11 protein-coding genes are annotated in these 15,099 nt (G+C 69.6%); 6 read left to right on the forward strand and 5 right to left on the reverse strand.

The annotated features are described in order from the left end of the window. Positions 1 to 1,588: tRNA(Met) cytidine acetyltransferase TmcA domain-containing protein (locus UYS_RS17590; RefSeq protein ID WP_016856517.1), on the reverse strand; the 1,588-nt coding region annotated here is incomplete at its 3' end. A gap of 340 nt (positions 1,589 to 1,928) precedes the next feature. Here UYS_RS17590 and dctP point away from each other — a divergent pair. The 4 genes from dctP to UYS_RS17600 all read left to right on the forward strand — a co-directional run bounded on the left by dctP (position 1,929) and on the right by UYS_RS17600 (position 6,840). Then, positions 1,929 to 3,035 (forward strand): TRAP transporter substrate-binding protein DctP, encoded by a 1,107-nt coding sequence (gene dctP, locus UYS_RS0215945; protein WP_016856518.1) that lies wholly within the window; start codon positions 1,929 to 1,931, stop codon positions 3,033 to 3,035. Between the two features lie 83 nt (positions 3,036 to 3,118). Further along, a complete protein-coding gene (locus UYS_RS17595; RefSeq protein ID WP_016856519.1) occupies positions 3,119 to 3,637 on the forward strand; it encodes a TRAP transporter small permease subunit in 519 nt (172 codons plus the stop codon). Next, positions 3,634 to 4,962, forward strand: coding sequence for a TRAP transporter large permease (locus UYS_RS0215955; RefSeq protein ID WP_026068625.1), 1,329 nt, complete (start codon positions 3,634 to 3,636; stop codon positions 4,960 to 4,962). The genes UYS_RS17595 and UYS_RS0215955 overlap by 4 nt, the downstream gene beginning before the upstream one ends. A gap of 240 nt (positions 4,963 to 5,202) precedes the next feature. After that, positions 5,203 to 6,840, forward strand: a complete 1,638-nt coding sequence (locus UYS_RS17600) for an ABC transporter permease (protein ID WP_016856521.1) — start codon at positions 5,203 to 5,205, stop codon at positions 6,838 to 6,840. Here UYS_RS17600 and UYS_RS0215965 read toward each other — a convergent pair. Then, complete coding sequence (locus UYS_RS0215965; RefSeq protein WP_016856522.1) at positions 6,790 to 7,917, reverse strand: ABC transporter ATP-binding protein; 1,128 nt, start codon at positions 7,915 to 7,917, stop codon at positions 6,790 to 6,792. The genes UYS_RS17600 and UYS_RS0215965 overlap by 51 nt on opposite strands. Before the next feature lie 187 nt (positions 7,918 to 8,104). On the opposite strand from UYS_RS0215965, the gene UYS_RS0215970 reads away from it, so the two are divergent. Continuing rightward, a complete protein-coding gene (locus UYS_RS0215970) occupies positions 8,105 to 9,133 on the forward strand; it encodes a Fe(3+) ABC transporter substrate-binding protein (RefSeq protein ID WP_016856523.1) in 1,029 nt (342 codons plus the stop codon). Between the two features lie 310 nt (positions 9,134 to 9,443). On the opposite strand, the gene UYS_RS0215975 is transcribed toward UYS_RS0215970, so the two are convergent. Further along, complete coding sequence (locus tag UYS_RS0215975; RefSeq protein ID WP_016856524.1) at positions 9,444 to 10,328, reverse strand: LysR substrate-binding domain-containing protein; 885 nt, start codon at positions 10,326 to 10,328, stop codon at positions 9,444 to 9,446. Positions 10,329 to 10,512: 184 nt separating this feature from the next. On the opposite strand from UYS_RS0215975, the gene UYS_RS17605 reads away from it, so the two are divergent. Then, positions 10,513 to 11,484: a DMT family transporter gene (locus tag UYS_RS17605; RefSeq protein ID WP_016856525.1), complete on the forward strand. Its 972-nt coding sequence runs from the start codon at positions 10,513 to 10,515 to the stop codon at positions 11,482 to 11,484. Positions 11,485 to 11,667: 183 nt separating this feature from the next. On the opposite strand, the gene UYS_RS0215985 is transcribed toward UYS_RS17605, so the two are convergent. Both UYS_RS0215985 and polA read right to left on the reverse strand, forming a co-directional pair. After that, a complete protein-coding gene (locus UYS_RS0215985; RefSeq protein WP_016856526.1) occupies positions 11,668 to 12,180 on the reverse strand; it encodes a hypothetical protein in 513 nt (170 codons plus the stop codon). Positions 12,181 to 12,250: 70 nt separating this feature from the next. Continuing rightward, complete coding sequence (gene polA, locus UYS_RS17610; protein WP_016856527.1) at positions 12,251 to 15,010, reverse strand: DNA polymerase I; 2,760 nt, start codon at positions 15,008 to 15,010, stop codon at positions 12,251 to 12,253. Between the last annotated feature and the right edge of the window lie 89 nt (positions 15,011 to 15,099).

Here is a 15,099-nt window from a genome sequence, read left to right on the forward strand (position 1 = left end):
GCCGCAGGCGGCCGGTCAGCGCCTCCCGCGAGCCGGCGTGGGCGGCCAGCGACTGGGCCATCAGGTGCCCGCGGGGGCGGCGCTCGCCCCGCGCCACCCGCTCGGCCAGGGCGGCGTCGAAGCCGCCCTCGTCGGCCACCACCGCCACGGCCGCGGGGCCGGCGGCATCGCCCAGGGTCACGACCCGCGTGTCCGGGCCATCCAGCAGGTGACGCAGATCGCTCGGCGTGGTGCGGTAGTGGGCCTGCACCAGCAGCCCGAACAGCGCCCGCAGGCGCGGCTCGTCCCGGGCCAGCGCCTGCGGCGACTCGACCCGCCAGGCGGCCTGCGCCGTTGCTCCGCTGTCATCGGGCGCGACCGGCTCGGCGTCGAGCATCAGCAGCCTCGAGGTCAGCGCCTCCAGCGGGTCGTCCTCGGCCCAGCGGATCGGCGCGGACAGGTGATACTCCCGCCACTCCGGGGTCAGGCGCTCCAGCCGCGCGCGGAAGCGCAGCGCGAAGCCGCGCCCGGCGCCCTCGTAGCCGTGCACGGTGGTGGCGAAGGCGATGCGCGGGAAGGCCGAGAGCCACTGCCCGAGCAGCCCGGCCGGGATCGCCGCGGCCTCGTCGACCAGCAGCCAGGTGCCGGCGCCGCCGGCCTCACCCCGCTCGACCCGGGCGCTGAGCTCGTCCGGGGCGAGGAAGGTCACGCCCCCGCCGACATCCTCGAAGCGATTCCCCTGGCGCCGGCCCTCGGGGCGCAGCGCGGCGAGCCGCTCGAACAGCCCGGCCACCGCCGCGGGGCGCGGCGCGGTGACGAGGATCTCGATCTCGGCGCCGTCTTCCTGCGCCTTCGCCAGCAGCCGGGCGCAGGCGATGCCGAGGGCCGCCGTCTTGCCGCGGCCGCGATCGGCGGTCAGCACCAGCGGCCGGCGCCGGCGCAGCTTGACCAGCCGCGCCACCGCCTCGGCCTGATCGGCGGTCAGGCAGTCGCCATCGTCGGGCGCCGCCTCGGATACCAGCCCAGACGGCGGCGCCTCGGGCCAGTCGGGCAGCGTCGGCGCGCCCGAGGCGGGCCAGCGGATCGTCCGCGGCGAGGCCTCCAGCAGGCGGGCGAGACGCGCCAGATAGTGCGCCGAGAGCGCCTCGGGCGCATGCGGGTGGGCGGCGAGCCGGGCGTAGTCGGCATCGGGGCGCGCGCCCCAGTCGTCGGGGGTCAGCAGCACCAGCAGCCCACCGGCGCGCAGGGTGCCCGAGAGCGCGCCGAAGGCGTCGGGATCGAAGCCGGCCCCGGGCGACAGCGCATCGAAGACGATCAGGTCGTGCTCGCCGCCGAGCCGGGTGCGGGCCTTGGCGGCGGGCAGCCAGGCCTCGGCGGCGATGCCCTCGGGCGGCTCGGGGCCGACCCACAGCGGCGCCGTCACGCCCAGGGCGTGCCACAGCGCCAAAGCCCGCTCATGACAGAGCGCCACAGCCCGCTCATGACAGAGCGCCGCCCCCCGCTCACGGACGCTCTCGACATCGCCGGTCAGCCATGCCAGGCCCCGCCAGCGACGTTCGGTCAGACGCTCCTGGCAGGCCAGCAGCCCGGCGGGCACGGAAGCTTCCATCGTCGACCTCTCTTTAAGAACCTTCTAATGACTTGAATCGCTGTACTTTGGTCTAAGCAGCCGACGCCCTTTCAACGCCCGGCGCCCCTTCGGCGATGCAGCATACCGGTCATACTCTTGTTTTATACACCTGAAAACCAAGGATTTTTCCTGACCGACGGGGCAGCGCGGCCGACACGCGCCCGCGCCACTTCGACGTTTGGAGGCCTTCTCGCGGTCCCCAAGGGCCATGCTAGCTTGTTGCCAGGGTCGCCACGCGGAGCCCCTCACCGGCGGGCGACCGTATTTTTTGCACCGCATCATCCCCACAACCAGAACAAGCTTTCGGGAGAGCATCACCATGAAGCCGACGCGTTTCGCCCTGACCGGCCTGGCTGCCGGCATCGCCCTGGCCGGCATGACCACCGCCGCCCAGGCCCAGGAATCGTGGACCATGACCACCACCTGGCCGGACAACCTCGATCTGATCCAGATCGACCGCCACTGGGCGGAGCTGGTCAACCAGCTGGCCGGCGACGAGCTGCAGATCGAATTCTACGCCGGCGGCACCCTGATGCCCGGCACCGAGGTGTTCGACGCCACCGAGACCGGCAGCATCCAGGCCGCCGGCGACTGGCCGGGCTACTGGGCGGGGCGCAGCCCGGCCTTCTCGCCGCTGGCCACCACCACCAGCCTGTTCAACGGTGTGGACTACCTGAACTGGATCAACCAGTGGGGCGGCTTCGATCTCTATCAGGAGGTCTACGGCCAGTACAACATGGTCTATCTGCCCTACGGCATCACCAACAACGAGTCCGGCTTCCGCGGCGGCACGCCGATCGAGAGCCTCGCCGACCTGGAAGGCAAGCGCCTGCGTCTCTCCGGGCGCGACCAGGGCCGGGTGCTGGAACAGCTCGGCGGCTCACAGGTCACCCTGGCCGGCGGCGAGATCTACCAGGCCATCGAGCGCGGCGTGGTCGACGGCGCCGAGTTCTCGACCCCGGGCGTGGACTACAAGGCCGGCTTCTCCGAGGTCGCCGACTACTGGATGACCCCGGGCTGGCACCAGTCGGCCAGCGTGTTCGGCGTGATGATCAACCGGGACGCCTGGGACGCGCTCTCCGAGGAGACCCGGGAGACCCTGAAGATCGCCGCCGAGGCCACCATGGCCTGGTCGCTGGCCTGGTCCGAGAAGCAGTCCACCGAGGGTACCGCCCAGTTCCTCGAGGACGGCACCACCATCAACCAGCTCTCCGAGGAAGACCTGGCGACGATCCAGGACATCACCAACGAGGTGATCGTGCAGGGCGCCTGCGAGGACCCGATGCACGCCAAGATCTACCACTCGATGATCAGCTACATGGAGGACTACGCCCAGTGGCGTGACGTCTCGGTGCCCTTCAACATGAGCCGGGTCACCGACAACCTGCCCTCCCTCGAGGACATCGAGGCCTGCATGAACCCGTAAGCGGTTCACGCCCGATCCCCCTGTCCGGCCGGCGGCACCCTCAAGGCCGCCGGCTTTATACGTTATTCGAGGAGGCTCTCCGGATGCATGCCATCGCCCGGGCCATCGATGCCCTCAACGAGGGCTTCGGTCGCCTGATCGCCCCGCTGATCGCGATCATTACCGTCGTGGTGGTCTACGACATCGCCATGCGCTTCTTCTTCGGCCGGCCCAGCGACTGGGCCTTCGATGTCACCACCATGCTGTTCGGCAGCCACTTCATGCTGATGGCCGCCTACGGCCTCAAGCATCACGCCCACGTCGAGGTGGACGTGCTCAAGCGGCTGCTCTCGCGGCGCGGCCGGGCGCTGATCGAACTGCTCGGCTACCTGCTGTTCTTCACCCCCTTCATCCTGATGTTCATCACCTACAGCTGGCGCTTCTTCGAGCGCTCCTGGAGCCGTGGTGAATCCACCTACGGCATCGTCTCGATCCCGGTCTACCCGGTGAAGGCGGTGCTGGTCATCGCCGGCGTGCTGGTGCTGCTGCAGGCCATCGCCATCGTGATCCGCGCCGTCGCCGAGCTGACCGCCGGCCCGTCGTCATCGGAGGACGCCTCATGAGCCCGGAATTGCTCACCCTGTTCATGTTCGGCGGCCTGCTGACGGGGCTGTTCATGGGCCATCCGCTGGCCTTCGTGCTGGGCGGCACCGCGGTGCTCGGCGCCTGGTTCGGCCCCGGCCCCCAGGTGCTCGGCATCATCATCAACAACATCTACGGCCGGGCCATGGACAACTACGTGCTGGTGGCCATCCCGCTGTTCATCCTCATGGCCCGCTTCCTCAACGACTCCGGCGTCACCGAGCGGATGTTCGAGAGCATGCGCCTGCTGCTCGGGCGGGTGCGCGGCGGCCTGGCGCTGACCGTGGTCATCGTCTCGGTGCTGCTGGCCGCCACCACCGGCATCGTCGGCGCCTCGATCGCGGTGATGGGGCTGATCGCCCTGGCGCCGATGCTCAAGTACGGCTATCACAAGGGCCTGTCGGCCGGCGTGATCATGGCCAGCGGCTGCCTGGGCATCCTGATTCCGCCGAGCATCATGCTGATCCTGATGGCCAGCTACTCGCCGGTCTCGGTGGGCGCGCTGTTCGCCGGCGCCCTGGTGCCGGGCCTGCTGCTGGGCACCCTGTACGCCGGCTACGTGCTGCTGGTGTGCTTCATCAAGCCGAGCTACGGCCCGCCGGTGGCCGCCGAGGAGCGCGCCGACCTCTCCACCGGCGAGCTGGTGGTGCGCCTCGGCAAGTACGTGCTGCCGCCGATGAGCCTGATCCTCGGCGTGCTGGGCGCGCTGTTCACCGGCATCGCCACCGCCACCGAGGCCTCGGCGATCGGGGTGACCCTGGCCTTCGTGCTGTTCCTGGTCTTCGGCGACCGCAAGGTCTCGACCTGCTATCGCACCTTCATCGAGGCCGGCAAGACCACCACCATGGTGATGTTCGTGCTGGTCGGCGCCACCGCCTTCACCGGGGTGTTCTCGATCGGCGGCGGCATGGACGTGATCAGCGAGCTGGTGCTGGCGATGCCCGGCGGCACCACCGGCGCCCTGATCCTGATGTTCCTGCTGGTGTTCGTGCTGGGCATGTTCCTCGACTGGACCGGCATCGTGCTGCTGAGCTTCCCGATCATGCTGCCGATCATCGAGGCCATGGGCGTCGACACCCTGTGGTTCGTGGTGATGGTGGCCGTGGTGCTGCAGACCTCCTTCCTCACCCCGCCGTTCGGCTATGCGCTGTTCTACCTCAAGGGCGTGGCGCCGCCGGAGATCCAGACCCTGGACCTGTACAAGGCGGTGATCCCGTTCTGCGCGCTGATCCTGCTGGCCTGCGTGCTGATGGCGGTCTTCCCGGCGCTGGTGACCGGGCTGCCGTCGCTGTGGCTGGGCTACTGACGCTCGCCGCCCTCGCCTGACCCGCCCGCGACGCCCGTCCCTCCGGGGGCGTCGCGGGACCGGCCGACCGGCTGCGACCCCGCCGAGCAGCTGGTACTATCTTGCCCCCGCCAGTCCTTCGCCTCTGGCGAGCGTGTCGGCCACCCCACCGGAAGGAGAACCCGCGTGTCCAGTCCCCTCAGCCATCGGCCCAGCTCGTCCGCGTCCCGGCCGAGGCGGCGCCTCGATGCCTGGAGCGTTTTGACCCTGCTCATCGCCGCGGTCGTGGCCCTGCCGGTGCTCACGGTGCTGGCGCATATCGTGATGCCCGCCGGCGGCGTGTGGCAGCACCTGGCCAGCACCGTGCTGGGCCGCTACCTGGCCAACACGCTGTTTCTCGTCGTCACGGTGGGGCTTGGCACCTTCGTGATCGGCACCGGCACCGCCTGGCTGGTGGTGATGTGCCGCTTCCCCGGGCGCAAGCTGTTCGAGTGGGCGCTGCTGCTGCCGCTGGCGGTGCCGACCTACGTGATCGCCTACGCCTACACCGACTTCCTGCAGTACGCCGGGCCGCTGCAGAGCGCCCTGCGCGAGGCCTTCGGCTGGGAGCGCGGCGACTACTGGTTCCCCGACATCCGCTCGCTGGGCGGCGCGGCGACGCTGATCACCCTGGTGCTCTACCCCTACGTCTACATGCTGGCCCGGGCCAGCTTCCTCGAGCAGTCGGTGTGCGTGCTCGACGTCGGCCGCACCCTGGGCCGCGGCCCCTGGCGGCTGTTCACCAGCATCGCCATCCCGCTGGCGCGCCCGGCCATCGTCGGCGGCGTGTCGCTGGCGCTGATGGAGACCCTCAACGAGTTCGGCGCGGTGCAGTACTTCGGCGTCGACACCTTCACCACCGGCATCTACCGCACCTGGTTCGGCATGGGCGAGCAGGTCGCCGCCGCCCAGCTGGCGGCCTGCCTGCTGGCCTTCGTGATCATCTTCGTGCTGCTCGAGCGCGCCTCGCGGGGCAAGCGCCGCTACTTCCACACCACCGGCCGCTACCAGCAGCTGCCCGAGTTCCGGCTCGGCGGCCTGCGCGCCGCCGCCGCCACCCTGGCCTGCCTGGCGCCGGTGCTGGTCGGCTTCCTGATTCCCAGCGGCCTGCTGGGCTACCTGTCGATCAAGGGCGGGGACTCGCTGTTCGGCGCCCAGTTCCTGGAATTCGCCGGCAACAGCCTGCTGCTGGCGGCCGTGGCGGCGCTGGTCGCGGTGGGGCTGGCGCTGGTGCTGAGCTACGGCGCGCGACTCAACCCGGGGCCGCTGACGCGCACCGCCACCCGGGTGGCGGCGATGGGCTATGCGGTGCCCGGCTCGGTGGTGGCGGTGGGCATCCTGATCCCCTTCGCCTGGCTGGACGACACCCTGAACGGCTTCCTGCGGGCGCACTACGGGGTGATGGCCGGGCTGATCTTCAGCGGCTCGGCCTTCATCCTGATCTACGCCTACGTGGTGCGCTTCCTGGCGGTGTCGTTCAACGCCCTGGAGGCGAGCCTCGGCAAGGTCACGCCGAGCATGGACGCGGCCGCCCGCACCCTGGGGCAGACCGCCGGAGGCACGCTGCGCCGCGTGCACACGCCGATCATGCGCGGCAGCCTGCTGGCCGCCGGCATCCTGGTGTTCGTCGACGTGATGAAGGAGCTGCCGGCGACCATCATCCTGCGCCCCTTCGACTTCGACACCCTGGCGGTGCGGGCCCACAACCTGGCCGCCGACGAGCGCCTGGCCGAGGCCTCCACCGCCTCGCTGACCATCGTCGCGGTGGGCATCATCCCGGTGATCCTGCTCAGCCTGGCGATGCGCGGCTCACGCCCCGGCAGCGGCGGGGTCGCTGGCGGGAAAGACGAACACCTGTGACGGATCCAGCCGGATCGTGACCGGCTGGCCCTCCTCGGGCAGGAACACCCCGGGAACCCGGGCGTGCAGGTGCGACTCGCTGCCGCCGCCGTGGGCGCAGATGTGCAAAAGGCTGGTGCGGCCCAGCAGCTTGGCCATGATCACGTGGCTGTGGTGGTCCGCCGGCGGCTCCTCGAGGGCCACCACGCGCAGCGCCTCGGGGCGGATCATCACCCGCGCCCGGGCGCCCTCCTCCAGGCCATGGGCCATCACCTCGCCCACCGGGGTGTCGACGCGACCGTCGCGCACCGTGCCCTCGAGCTCGTTGACCTCGCCGAAGAAGGTCACCACGAAGGGATCCACCGGCGCGCAGTAGAGCTCCCGGGGCGTGCCCATCTGCACGATGTGGCCGTCGCGCATCAGCGCGATGCGATCGGCCATGAACATCGCCTCTTCCGGGTCGTGGGTCACCAGCAGGGCGCCGGCGCCGACCTTCTTGAGCACGTGCAGGGTGTCGTCGCGGATGCGGTCGCGCAGCCGGGCGTCCAGGCTCGAGAACGGCTCGTCGAGCAGCATCAGCCGCGGCGCCGGCGCCAGCGCCCGGGCCAGGGCCACGCGCTGCTGCTGGCCGCCGGACAGCATGTGCGGATAGTTCTCGGCGAAGCGCCCCATGCCCAGCTGGTCGAGCAGCTCCAGGGCACGCTTGCGGCGCTCCTTGGCCGGCAGCGACTCGAGGCCGAAGCCGACGTTCTGCAGCACCGAGAGATGCGGGAACAGCGCCGAATCCTGGAAGGCCAGGCCGACGTTGCGCTTCTCCGGTGGCACATGGGCCTGGCCGGGGCGACCGACGGGCCGGCCGTCGAGATCGACCCGCCCTTGCTGGAGCACCTCGAGCCCGGCGACGATGCGCAGCAGCGTGGTCTTGCCGCAGCCGGAGGGTCCCAGCAGGCAGACCACCTCGCCGGGGCGCACCTCCAGGCCGACGTCCTCCACCGCCAGGTGGTGGCCGTAGGCGTGGCGAATATTGTGCATGGCGAGCACCGGGGCCTGCTCCGGCACGGCGTCGGCGGCGGGGGTAAGCTGAGCGTGGCTGGTCATAGGCAAGAATCGACGGCTGGCATGACGGGATGCTCCATGGTAACGCGAAACCTTCGCCTTTTCGTCGTCATTCGGCGGTGCCGCGATGCCGGTTGACGCCATGGCGGGCAGGCGCTTCAATGGCAAGCCTAATACAACCTATTATCATTCTAAGCCGTCGCCGGCTTCCACACCCACGAGGTCACCCATGCATCAGCACAGCCGTCTCGTCATGCCCCTCGCCGCCCTGCTGGCCGGCGCGGCCTTCGCCGCCCCGGCCGTCGCCGACGAGGTCAACGTCTACTCGGCCCGCCACTACGATTCCGACCAGGACCTCTACGACGCCTTCACCGAGGAGACCGGCATCGAGGTCAACGTGCTCGAGGGCGGCTCCGACCAGCTGATCCAGCGCATCAAGCGCGAGGGCCAGGCCAGCCCCGCCGACGTGATGATGACCGTGGACGCCGGCCGCCTGTGGCGCGCCGAGCAGGAAGACATCTTCGCAAGCGTCGACTCGGAGCTGCTCGACGAGCGCCTGCCCGCCAACATGCACCACCCCGAGGGCAAGTGGTTCGGCTTCAGCCAGCGCGTGCGCGCCATCTTCTACAACCCGGAGGCCGTCGGCGCCGACGAGCTCCGCAGCTACGAGGACCTGGCCGATCCGCGCTTCGAGGGCGAGATCTGCATCCGCTCCTCGAACAACATCTACAACCAGTCGCTGCTGGCCTCGATGATCGCCCACCACGGCGAGGAAGGCGCCGAGGAATGGGCCCAGGGCGTGGTCGACAACATGGCCCGCGACCCCGAGGGTGGCGACACCGACCAGCTGCTCGGCGTGGCCAGCGGCGAGTGCGACGTGGCGGTGGCCAACCACTACTACTACGTGCGCATGCTGACCTCCGACGACGACGCCACCCGCGAGGCCGCCGAGAAGGTGCAGATCCTGTTCCCGAACCAGGACGACCGCGGCGCCCACATCAACGTCGGCGGCGCCGGCATGGTCAAGGGCGCCCCGCACCCGGACAACGCCGTGCGCTTCCTGGAGTTCCTGGCCTCCGACACCGCCCAGTCGATCTTCTCCACCGGTAACCACGAGTTCCCGGTGGTCGAGGGCGAGCCGGTCGACGAGGTGCTGGCCTCCTGGGGCGACTTCAAGACCGACGACCTGAACGTCAGCGTGCTGGGCGAGAACAACCCGCAGGCGGTGCGGATCTTCGATCGCGTCGGCTGGCGTTAAGCCTCGCGCCATCCCTCGGTGCGTCCTGGCCCGAACCAGCGGCCACCACGCAAGAGGCCCGCGGCAATGCCGCGGGCCTTTTCATTTCAGTGGCATACGCGATCAGTCATCGCCCGGACGGGGCGCGGCGTCCGCAGTGGTTGAGGAAGCTCTCGAGCACCACCACGGGCTCGCTGCCCTGACGGGTGAATGCGAGTCGGTCCGGCGCGGTACGCTCGAACTGCCCGCCCTCGCCCAGGCACTGGCCGAGGACCTCGCCGCCGGGTCATCCGGCCCCATGCCAAGGTCCCGCGAGGGGCCCGTTCCGCCATCATGACAGCCAGTGCTTGAAGGTCCGTGCGGCCGGCTTCAGCGGCTCCTTTGTCCCGTGGACCAGGAAGTCCTGCTTGCCGGCATCGTATACGAACTCTCCCACCCGTCGCAGCCGGCCTTCCCTGACGGCCTGAGACACCATGAACTCCCATCCCAGGCTGACGCCCAGGCCCTCCAGGGCGGCGTTGTAACTCAGAGACACCTGATTGAATCTCAAGCCATGGGGCCGGGGGGCGTAAGCCTCGTCGAAGTGGGCAAACCAGTCGACCCAGTCGATGCAATCCCAGGCACGGGAGTCCAGTTCGATCAGCGGTAGTGCCTTGAGATCCTGAAGCGTTCGAGGCTCGGCTAGCGCCAGGTCCGGATGGCAGACGGGATAGATCCGCTCGGGGAACAACGGCTGCGCCTCGAGCCCCGGCCAGCGTCCGCGGCCGAAGAGCACCCCGAAGTCATACTCCCCGATGACCGCCGGCGAGATCGCGTTGTCGGACTGAATGCTCACCGTGATGTCCGGATGTTCACGGTTGAAGGCCATGACCCTGGGGAATAGCCAGTAATGGGACACGGCGTGGGTGGCGATCACGGTGACCGTGTCCGCATCCTGGCGCTGACGAATCCGTTCGAGACCGGAGGACAGCTGTGCCAGCGCCGGCTGGATCTCCTGCAGCAAGGCGGCACCGGCAGAGGTCAGCTCGATCCCCCGCGCGTGCCTGAGGAATACCGGGTAGCGGGTGTGTTCCTCAAGCGTCCTGACCTGTTTGCTGACGGCGCTTTGGCTCAGGTGAAGCTCCTCGGCCGCCGAGGAAAAGCTGCCGTGCCGGGCGACCGCCTCGAATGCGGACAAGGCATGGATGGGGGGGAGGCGTTTCTGCTTGGAAATCAACAGACGAATCCGAGAGCGACGGTGAATGGCCGGGGAGTATCCTGCGCCAGGCGGGGCCGGGAACGACAGCCTGGCCGCTATGCCAGTATGGCATATTTCCATGCGCGATTGTCGCTACTGGACGGCACGTCACGGCCGCTAGAGTCACTCCCTTCTCGATCACCCAACATGCTGGGGAGTGAACATGATGCTGAGCGGAGTGCTACTGGGAGCGGTCGCCGGTGCCTGCTGGGGACTGGTGTTCCTGAGTCCCCTGGTGCTGAACGCGTTCAGCGCCCTGGAAATCGCCGCGGGCCGATTCGTCATGTACGGCATGGTGTCGCTGGTCTGCCTGCTGCCCCTGCTTCGCCGCCTGCCGCGCCGTCTCACCCTGTCGGATGTCGCGTTGCTGCTGGTGCTGGGCGCCTGCGGCAATGTCGCCTTCTTCGCCCTGCTGGCGGCGTCGATCCAGAAGGTCGGCGTGGCACCGGCCTCGCTGGTGGTGGCGCTCGTGCCGGTGGTGGTGACGGTCCTGGGGCGACACGACCCGGGGGCGGCCTCGCTCCGACAATTGGCATGGCCCCTGGCGCTGGTCTTCGCCGGCGTGGCCTGTATCAATCTGGATGCCCTGGATAGCGCCGTGGCTAGCCGCAACAGCCTCGTCGACGTCGCTCAGGGGCTGGTCTTCGCCTTTGCGGCCCTGGCCAGCTGGAGCCTGTTCGCGGTGCTGAACGCCCGGGCACTGAAGACCATGGTGGCCGTGTCCAGCCAGCAGTGGTCCTACCTGACGGGCCTGGCGTCCGGCCTGTGGGCGCTGGTGCTGGCCGTGGTGATCTGGGGCGGCGACGCCGCGACGTCGCACGCCCATGTCGAGGCAGTGGCGGGCGCCGCGGCCCGGGACTGGCCGTTGTTCTGGCTCGTCAGCGCCGGTGTCGGCATTGTCGGCTCGCTGGTGGCTAACGCCCTGTGGAATGGCGCGTCCCGGCGTCTGCCGCTGACCCTGACCGGGCAGGTGTTCGTGTTCGAACCGCTCTTCGCACTGCTCTATGGCTTCGCGTACGAAGGGCGAGCCCCCCGGACGCTGGAGCTGGTCGCCATCATCCTGCTGATCACCGGCGTGCTCTGGACCGTCCGGCAGCACGGCCCCCGCCAGGCGCCGTCGACCGAGGCGTCCTGACGAAGGGGCGAGAGGCAGGCCGCGTGAGGGCGCCGAAGGCCGGTCGGCTCGGGGCGGCCCGGTCGCCGCCCCCGGCATCGGCATGCGCAGTGCGGTGCGTCCGGTCATGGGGCAGACAAGCGAAGGCCCGCGGCATTGCCGCGGGCCTTTTCATTGGCTGAGGCGCTCAGGCGCCGGTCAGTCTCACTCGTCGCCCGGCCGGGGCACGGCATCCGCGGCGTTCTGGTACACGCCAAGGGTGCCCATGCGGCGTCCGCGGTCGTTGAGGAAGCTCTCGAGCACCACCACGGGCTCGCTGCCCTGGCGGGTGAACGCGAGCCGGTCCGGCGCGGTGCGCTCGGACTGCCAGCCCTCGCCCAGGCACTGCCCGAGGGCCTCGCCGCCGACCACCAGCGCGCCGCGCGGGTCGTCGGTCGAAAGCGGGCCGAAGCACAGGTAGTGGTCGGGCCGGCGGGCCGAGGTGATCACGCAGGCGTCATGAAACGCCTGGGTGTCGGTCTGCCAGGTCCGGGTCAGATCGGTGGTCTCCAGGCGCCCCTTGATGTCCTCGAAGCCCGTCCCCGCGCTCGTGATCGCCTGGTTCAGGGCGGCACAGTCGAAGCGCTCCGCCGCCGTCTGCTCGGTGGCCTGGCTCGCGCAGCCGGTCAGCAGGGCCACGCCCGCGCCCAGCAGCCATGGAATCATGATCCTTCGCATCACTTGCCTCCTTGTTGGACCGGGCCCTCGTGGCCCGCTGCGGCCCCCACAGCATGGCACGAACCGGGCGTCAGTGCGCCTCGTCCCAGTTAACGCCGCTCTCGGCCTCGACGATCAGCGCCACGTCGAGCTCGGCGGCGGCCTGCATGCGCCGCTTCACCTCGGGAATGAAGGCCTCGACGGCGTCTTCGGCGACCTCGAACACCAGTTCGTCGTGGACCTGCATGACCATCATGGCGTCGACCTCGCCCTCGGCCAGCCAGGCGTCGACGTCGATCATGGCGCGCTTGATGATGTCCGCCGCGGTGCCCTGCATGGGCGCGTTGATGGCGGTGCGCTCGGCGCCCTGGCGACGGGCGCGGTTCTGGGAGTGGATCTCCGGCAGGTAGAGGCGCCGGCCGAGCACCGTCTCGACGAAGCCGTCCTCCGCCGCCTGTGAACGAATCCGCTCCATGTAGCGGGCCACGCCGGGATAGCGGTCGAAGTAGCGGTCGATGTAGGTCTTGGCCTGCTTCTGCTCGATGTGCAGCTGGCGGCCCAGGCCCCAGGCGCTCATGCCGTAGATCAGCCCGAAGTTGATCGCCTTGGCGCTGCGACGCTGATCCGGGGTGACCTTGTCCAGCCCCACGCCGAACACCTCGGACGCGGTGGCGGCGTGGATGTCGCGGTCGGCGGCGAAGGCCTCGAGCAGGCCCTTGTCGCCGGACAGATGCGCCATGATGCGCAGCTCGATCTGCGAGTAGTCGGCGGCGACGATGCGATAGCCGGGCCGCGCGACGAAGGCCTGGCGGATCTTGCGCCCCTGCTCGGTGCGGATCGGGATGTTCTGCAGGTTGGGATCGGAGGACGACAGCCGCCCGGTGGCGGTGACCGCCTGATGGTAGCTGGTGTGCAGCCGGCCGGTGGCCTTGTTGACCAGCTTCGGCAGCTTGTCGGTGTAGGTGGAACGCAGCTTGGAGAGCCCGCGGTGCTCCATGATCACCTTGGGCAGCGGGTAGTCCAGCGCCAGCTCCTCGAGCACGGCCTCGGCGGTGGACGGCGCGCCCTTGGGCGTCTTCTTGATCACCGGGATCTTCTGTTCCTCGAACAGGATCTGGCCGAGCTGCTTGGGCGAGCCCAGGTTGAACTCGCGCCCGGCCAGCTCGAAGGCCTGCTGCTCGAGCTCGCCGATGCGCCGGCCGAGCTCCTGGCTCTGGGCGTGCAGGCGCTCGGCGTCCAGCGCCACGCCGCCGCGCTCCATGCGCGACAGCACCCGGATCAGCGGGCGCTCCAGGCCGTCGAGCACCTCGGCCAGGCGGCCCTCGGCCTCGACCCGCGGGCGCAGCTCGCGGTGCAGGCGCAGGGTGATGTCGACGTCCTCGCAGGCGTAGGGCGCGGCCTGCTCCAGGGCGATCTGGTTGAAGGTCAGCTGCTTGACGCCCTTGCCGGCGATGTCCTCGAAGCTGACCGTCTTCTCGCCCAGGTACTTGAGCGCCAGCGAGTCCATGTCATGGCGGGTGGCGGTGGAGTCCAGCACGTAGGACTCGAGCATGGTGTCCTCGAGGGCGCCGGCCACCTCGATGCCGTGGCGCGCCAGCACCGAAATGTCGTACTTGAGGTTCTGGCCGATCTTGGCCTTGCCGGGGTCCGTCCACAGCGGCGTCAGCGCCTCGAGCACGCTCTTGCGGTCGAGCTGGGCCGGCGCGTCCAGGTAGTCGTGGGCCAGCGGGATGTAGGCGGCCTCGCCGGGCTCGAGGGACAGCCCGACGCCGACGATCTCGGCCTCCATGTAGTCGAGGCTGGTCGTCTCGAGGTCGAAGCAGAAGGCCTCGGCGTCGTCGAGGCGCGCAAGCCAGGCGTCGAGGTCGGCCCGCTCGAGGATCACCGCGTCCTCGCGCTCGGCGCCGCTCTCGCCCACGTCGTCACCCGCCTCGGCGCCCTCGGCCGACGCGGCGTCATCGACGCCCTTGTCCTTGCCCTCCAGCAGCTCGGACAGCCAGGCCTTGAACTCCAGGCGGCGATACAGCTCGCCAAGCGCCTCGCGGTCGGGGTGGGCGATGTCCAGGTCGTCGAGGCCCACCGGCAGCGCGCAGTCGGTCTTGATGGTGGCGAGCTCGTAGGACAGGAAGGCCTGGTCGCGATGCTCCTCCAGCTTCTTGGGCAGCGTCTTGGCGCCGCGGAAGCCCAGCGTCTTGACCCGCTCCAGGTCGGCGTAGACGGTCTCGAGGCCGCCCTCCATGCCCTGCAGCAGCCCCAGCGCGGTCTTCTCGCCGACGCCCGGCACGCCGGGAATGTTGTCGACCTTGTCGCCCATCAGCGCCAGGAAGTCGATGATCAGCGCCGGCGGCAGGCCGAACTTCTCCTTCACCCCGTCCACGTCCAGGGTCTCGTCCTTCATGGTGTTGACCAGGGTGATGTGGGCATTGACCAGCTGGGCCATGTCCTTGTCGCCGGTGGAGATCACGGCGTCGCGGCCGGCCTCGGTGGCGTGGCGCGCCAGGGTGCCGATGACGTCGTCGGCCTCCACGCCCTCGATGCACAGCAGCGGCAGGCCGAGGGCGCGCACGCAATCGTGCAGAGGCTGGACCTGGGCGCGCAGGTCGTCCGGCATCGGCGGGCGCTGGGCCTTGTACTCGGCGTAGAGCTCGTCGCGGAAGGTCTTGCCCGGGGCATCGAACACCACCGCCATGGGGCTGTCGGGGTAGTCCTTGATCAGCCGCTTGAGCATGTTGAGCACGCCCTTGACGGCGCCGGTGGGCAGACCCTCGGAGGTGGTCAGCGGCGGCAGGGCGTGAAAGGCGCGGTAGAGATAGGAGGAACCGTCGACGAGGACGATGGGGGTGTCGGCCATGAATCGGCATCCCTTGCTGGCTGGGCAGATGATCGCGTGTCGAGGGGTCGGCGGTCATCGCGAGCGCCGCCCCTGATCCTGGTCAGTCA

Source organism: Halomonas smyrnensis AAD6 (genome assembly GCF_000265245.1).
GTDB lineage: Bacteria > Pseudomonadota > Gammaproteobacteria > Pseudomonadales > Halomonadaceae > Halomonas > Halomonas smyrnensis.

What these genes read in the sequence shown, in the direction of transcription:
- dctP (WP_016856518.1), top strand. Translation starts at nt 1,929, where the DNA reads ATGAAGCCGACGCGTTTCGCCCTGACCGGCCTGGCTGCCGGCATCGCC.
- UYS_RS17595 (WP_016856519.1), top strand. Translation starts at nt 3,119, where the DNA reads ATGCATGCCATCGCCCGGGCCATCGATGCCCTCAACGAGGGCTTCGGT.
- UYS_RS0215955 (WP_026068625.1), top strand. Translation starts at nt 3,634, where the DNA reads ATGAGCCCGGAATTGCTCACCCTGTTCATGTTCGGCGGCCTGCTGACG.
- UYS_RS0215965 (WP_016856522.1), bottom strand. Translation starts at nt 7,917, where the DNA reads ATGACCAGCCACGCTCAGCTTACCCCCGCCGCCGACGCCGTGCCGGAG.
- UYS_RS0215970 (WP_016856523.1), top strand. Translation starts at nt 8,105, where the DNA reads ATGCATCAGCACAGCCGTCTCGTCATGCCCCTCGCCGCCCTGCTGGCC.
- UYS_RS17605 (WP_016856525.1), top strand. Translation starts at nt 10,513, where the DNA reads ATGATGCTGAGCGGAGTGCTACTGGGAGCGGTCGCCGGTGCCTGCTGG.
- UYS_RS0215985 (WP_016856526.1), bottom strand. Translation starts at nt 12,180, where the DNA reads ATGCGAAGGATCATGATTCCATGGCTGCTGGGCGCGGGCGTGGCCCTG.
- polA (WP_016856527.1), bottom strand. Translation starts at nt 15,010, where the DNA reads ATGGCCGACACCCCCATCGTCCTCGTCGACGGTTCCTCCTATCTCTAC.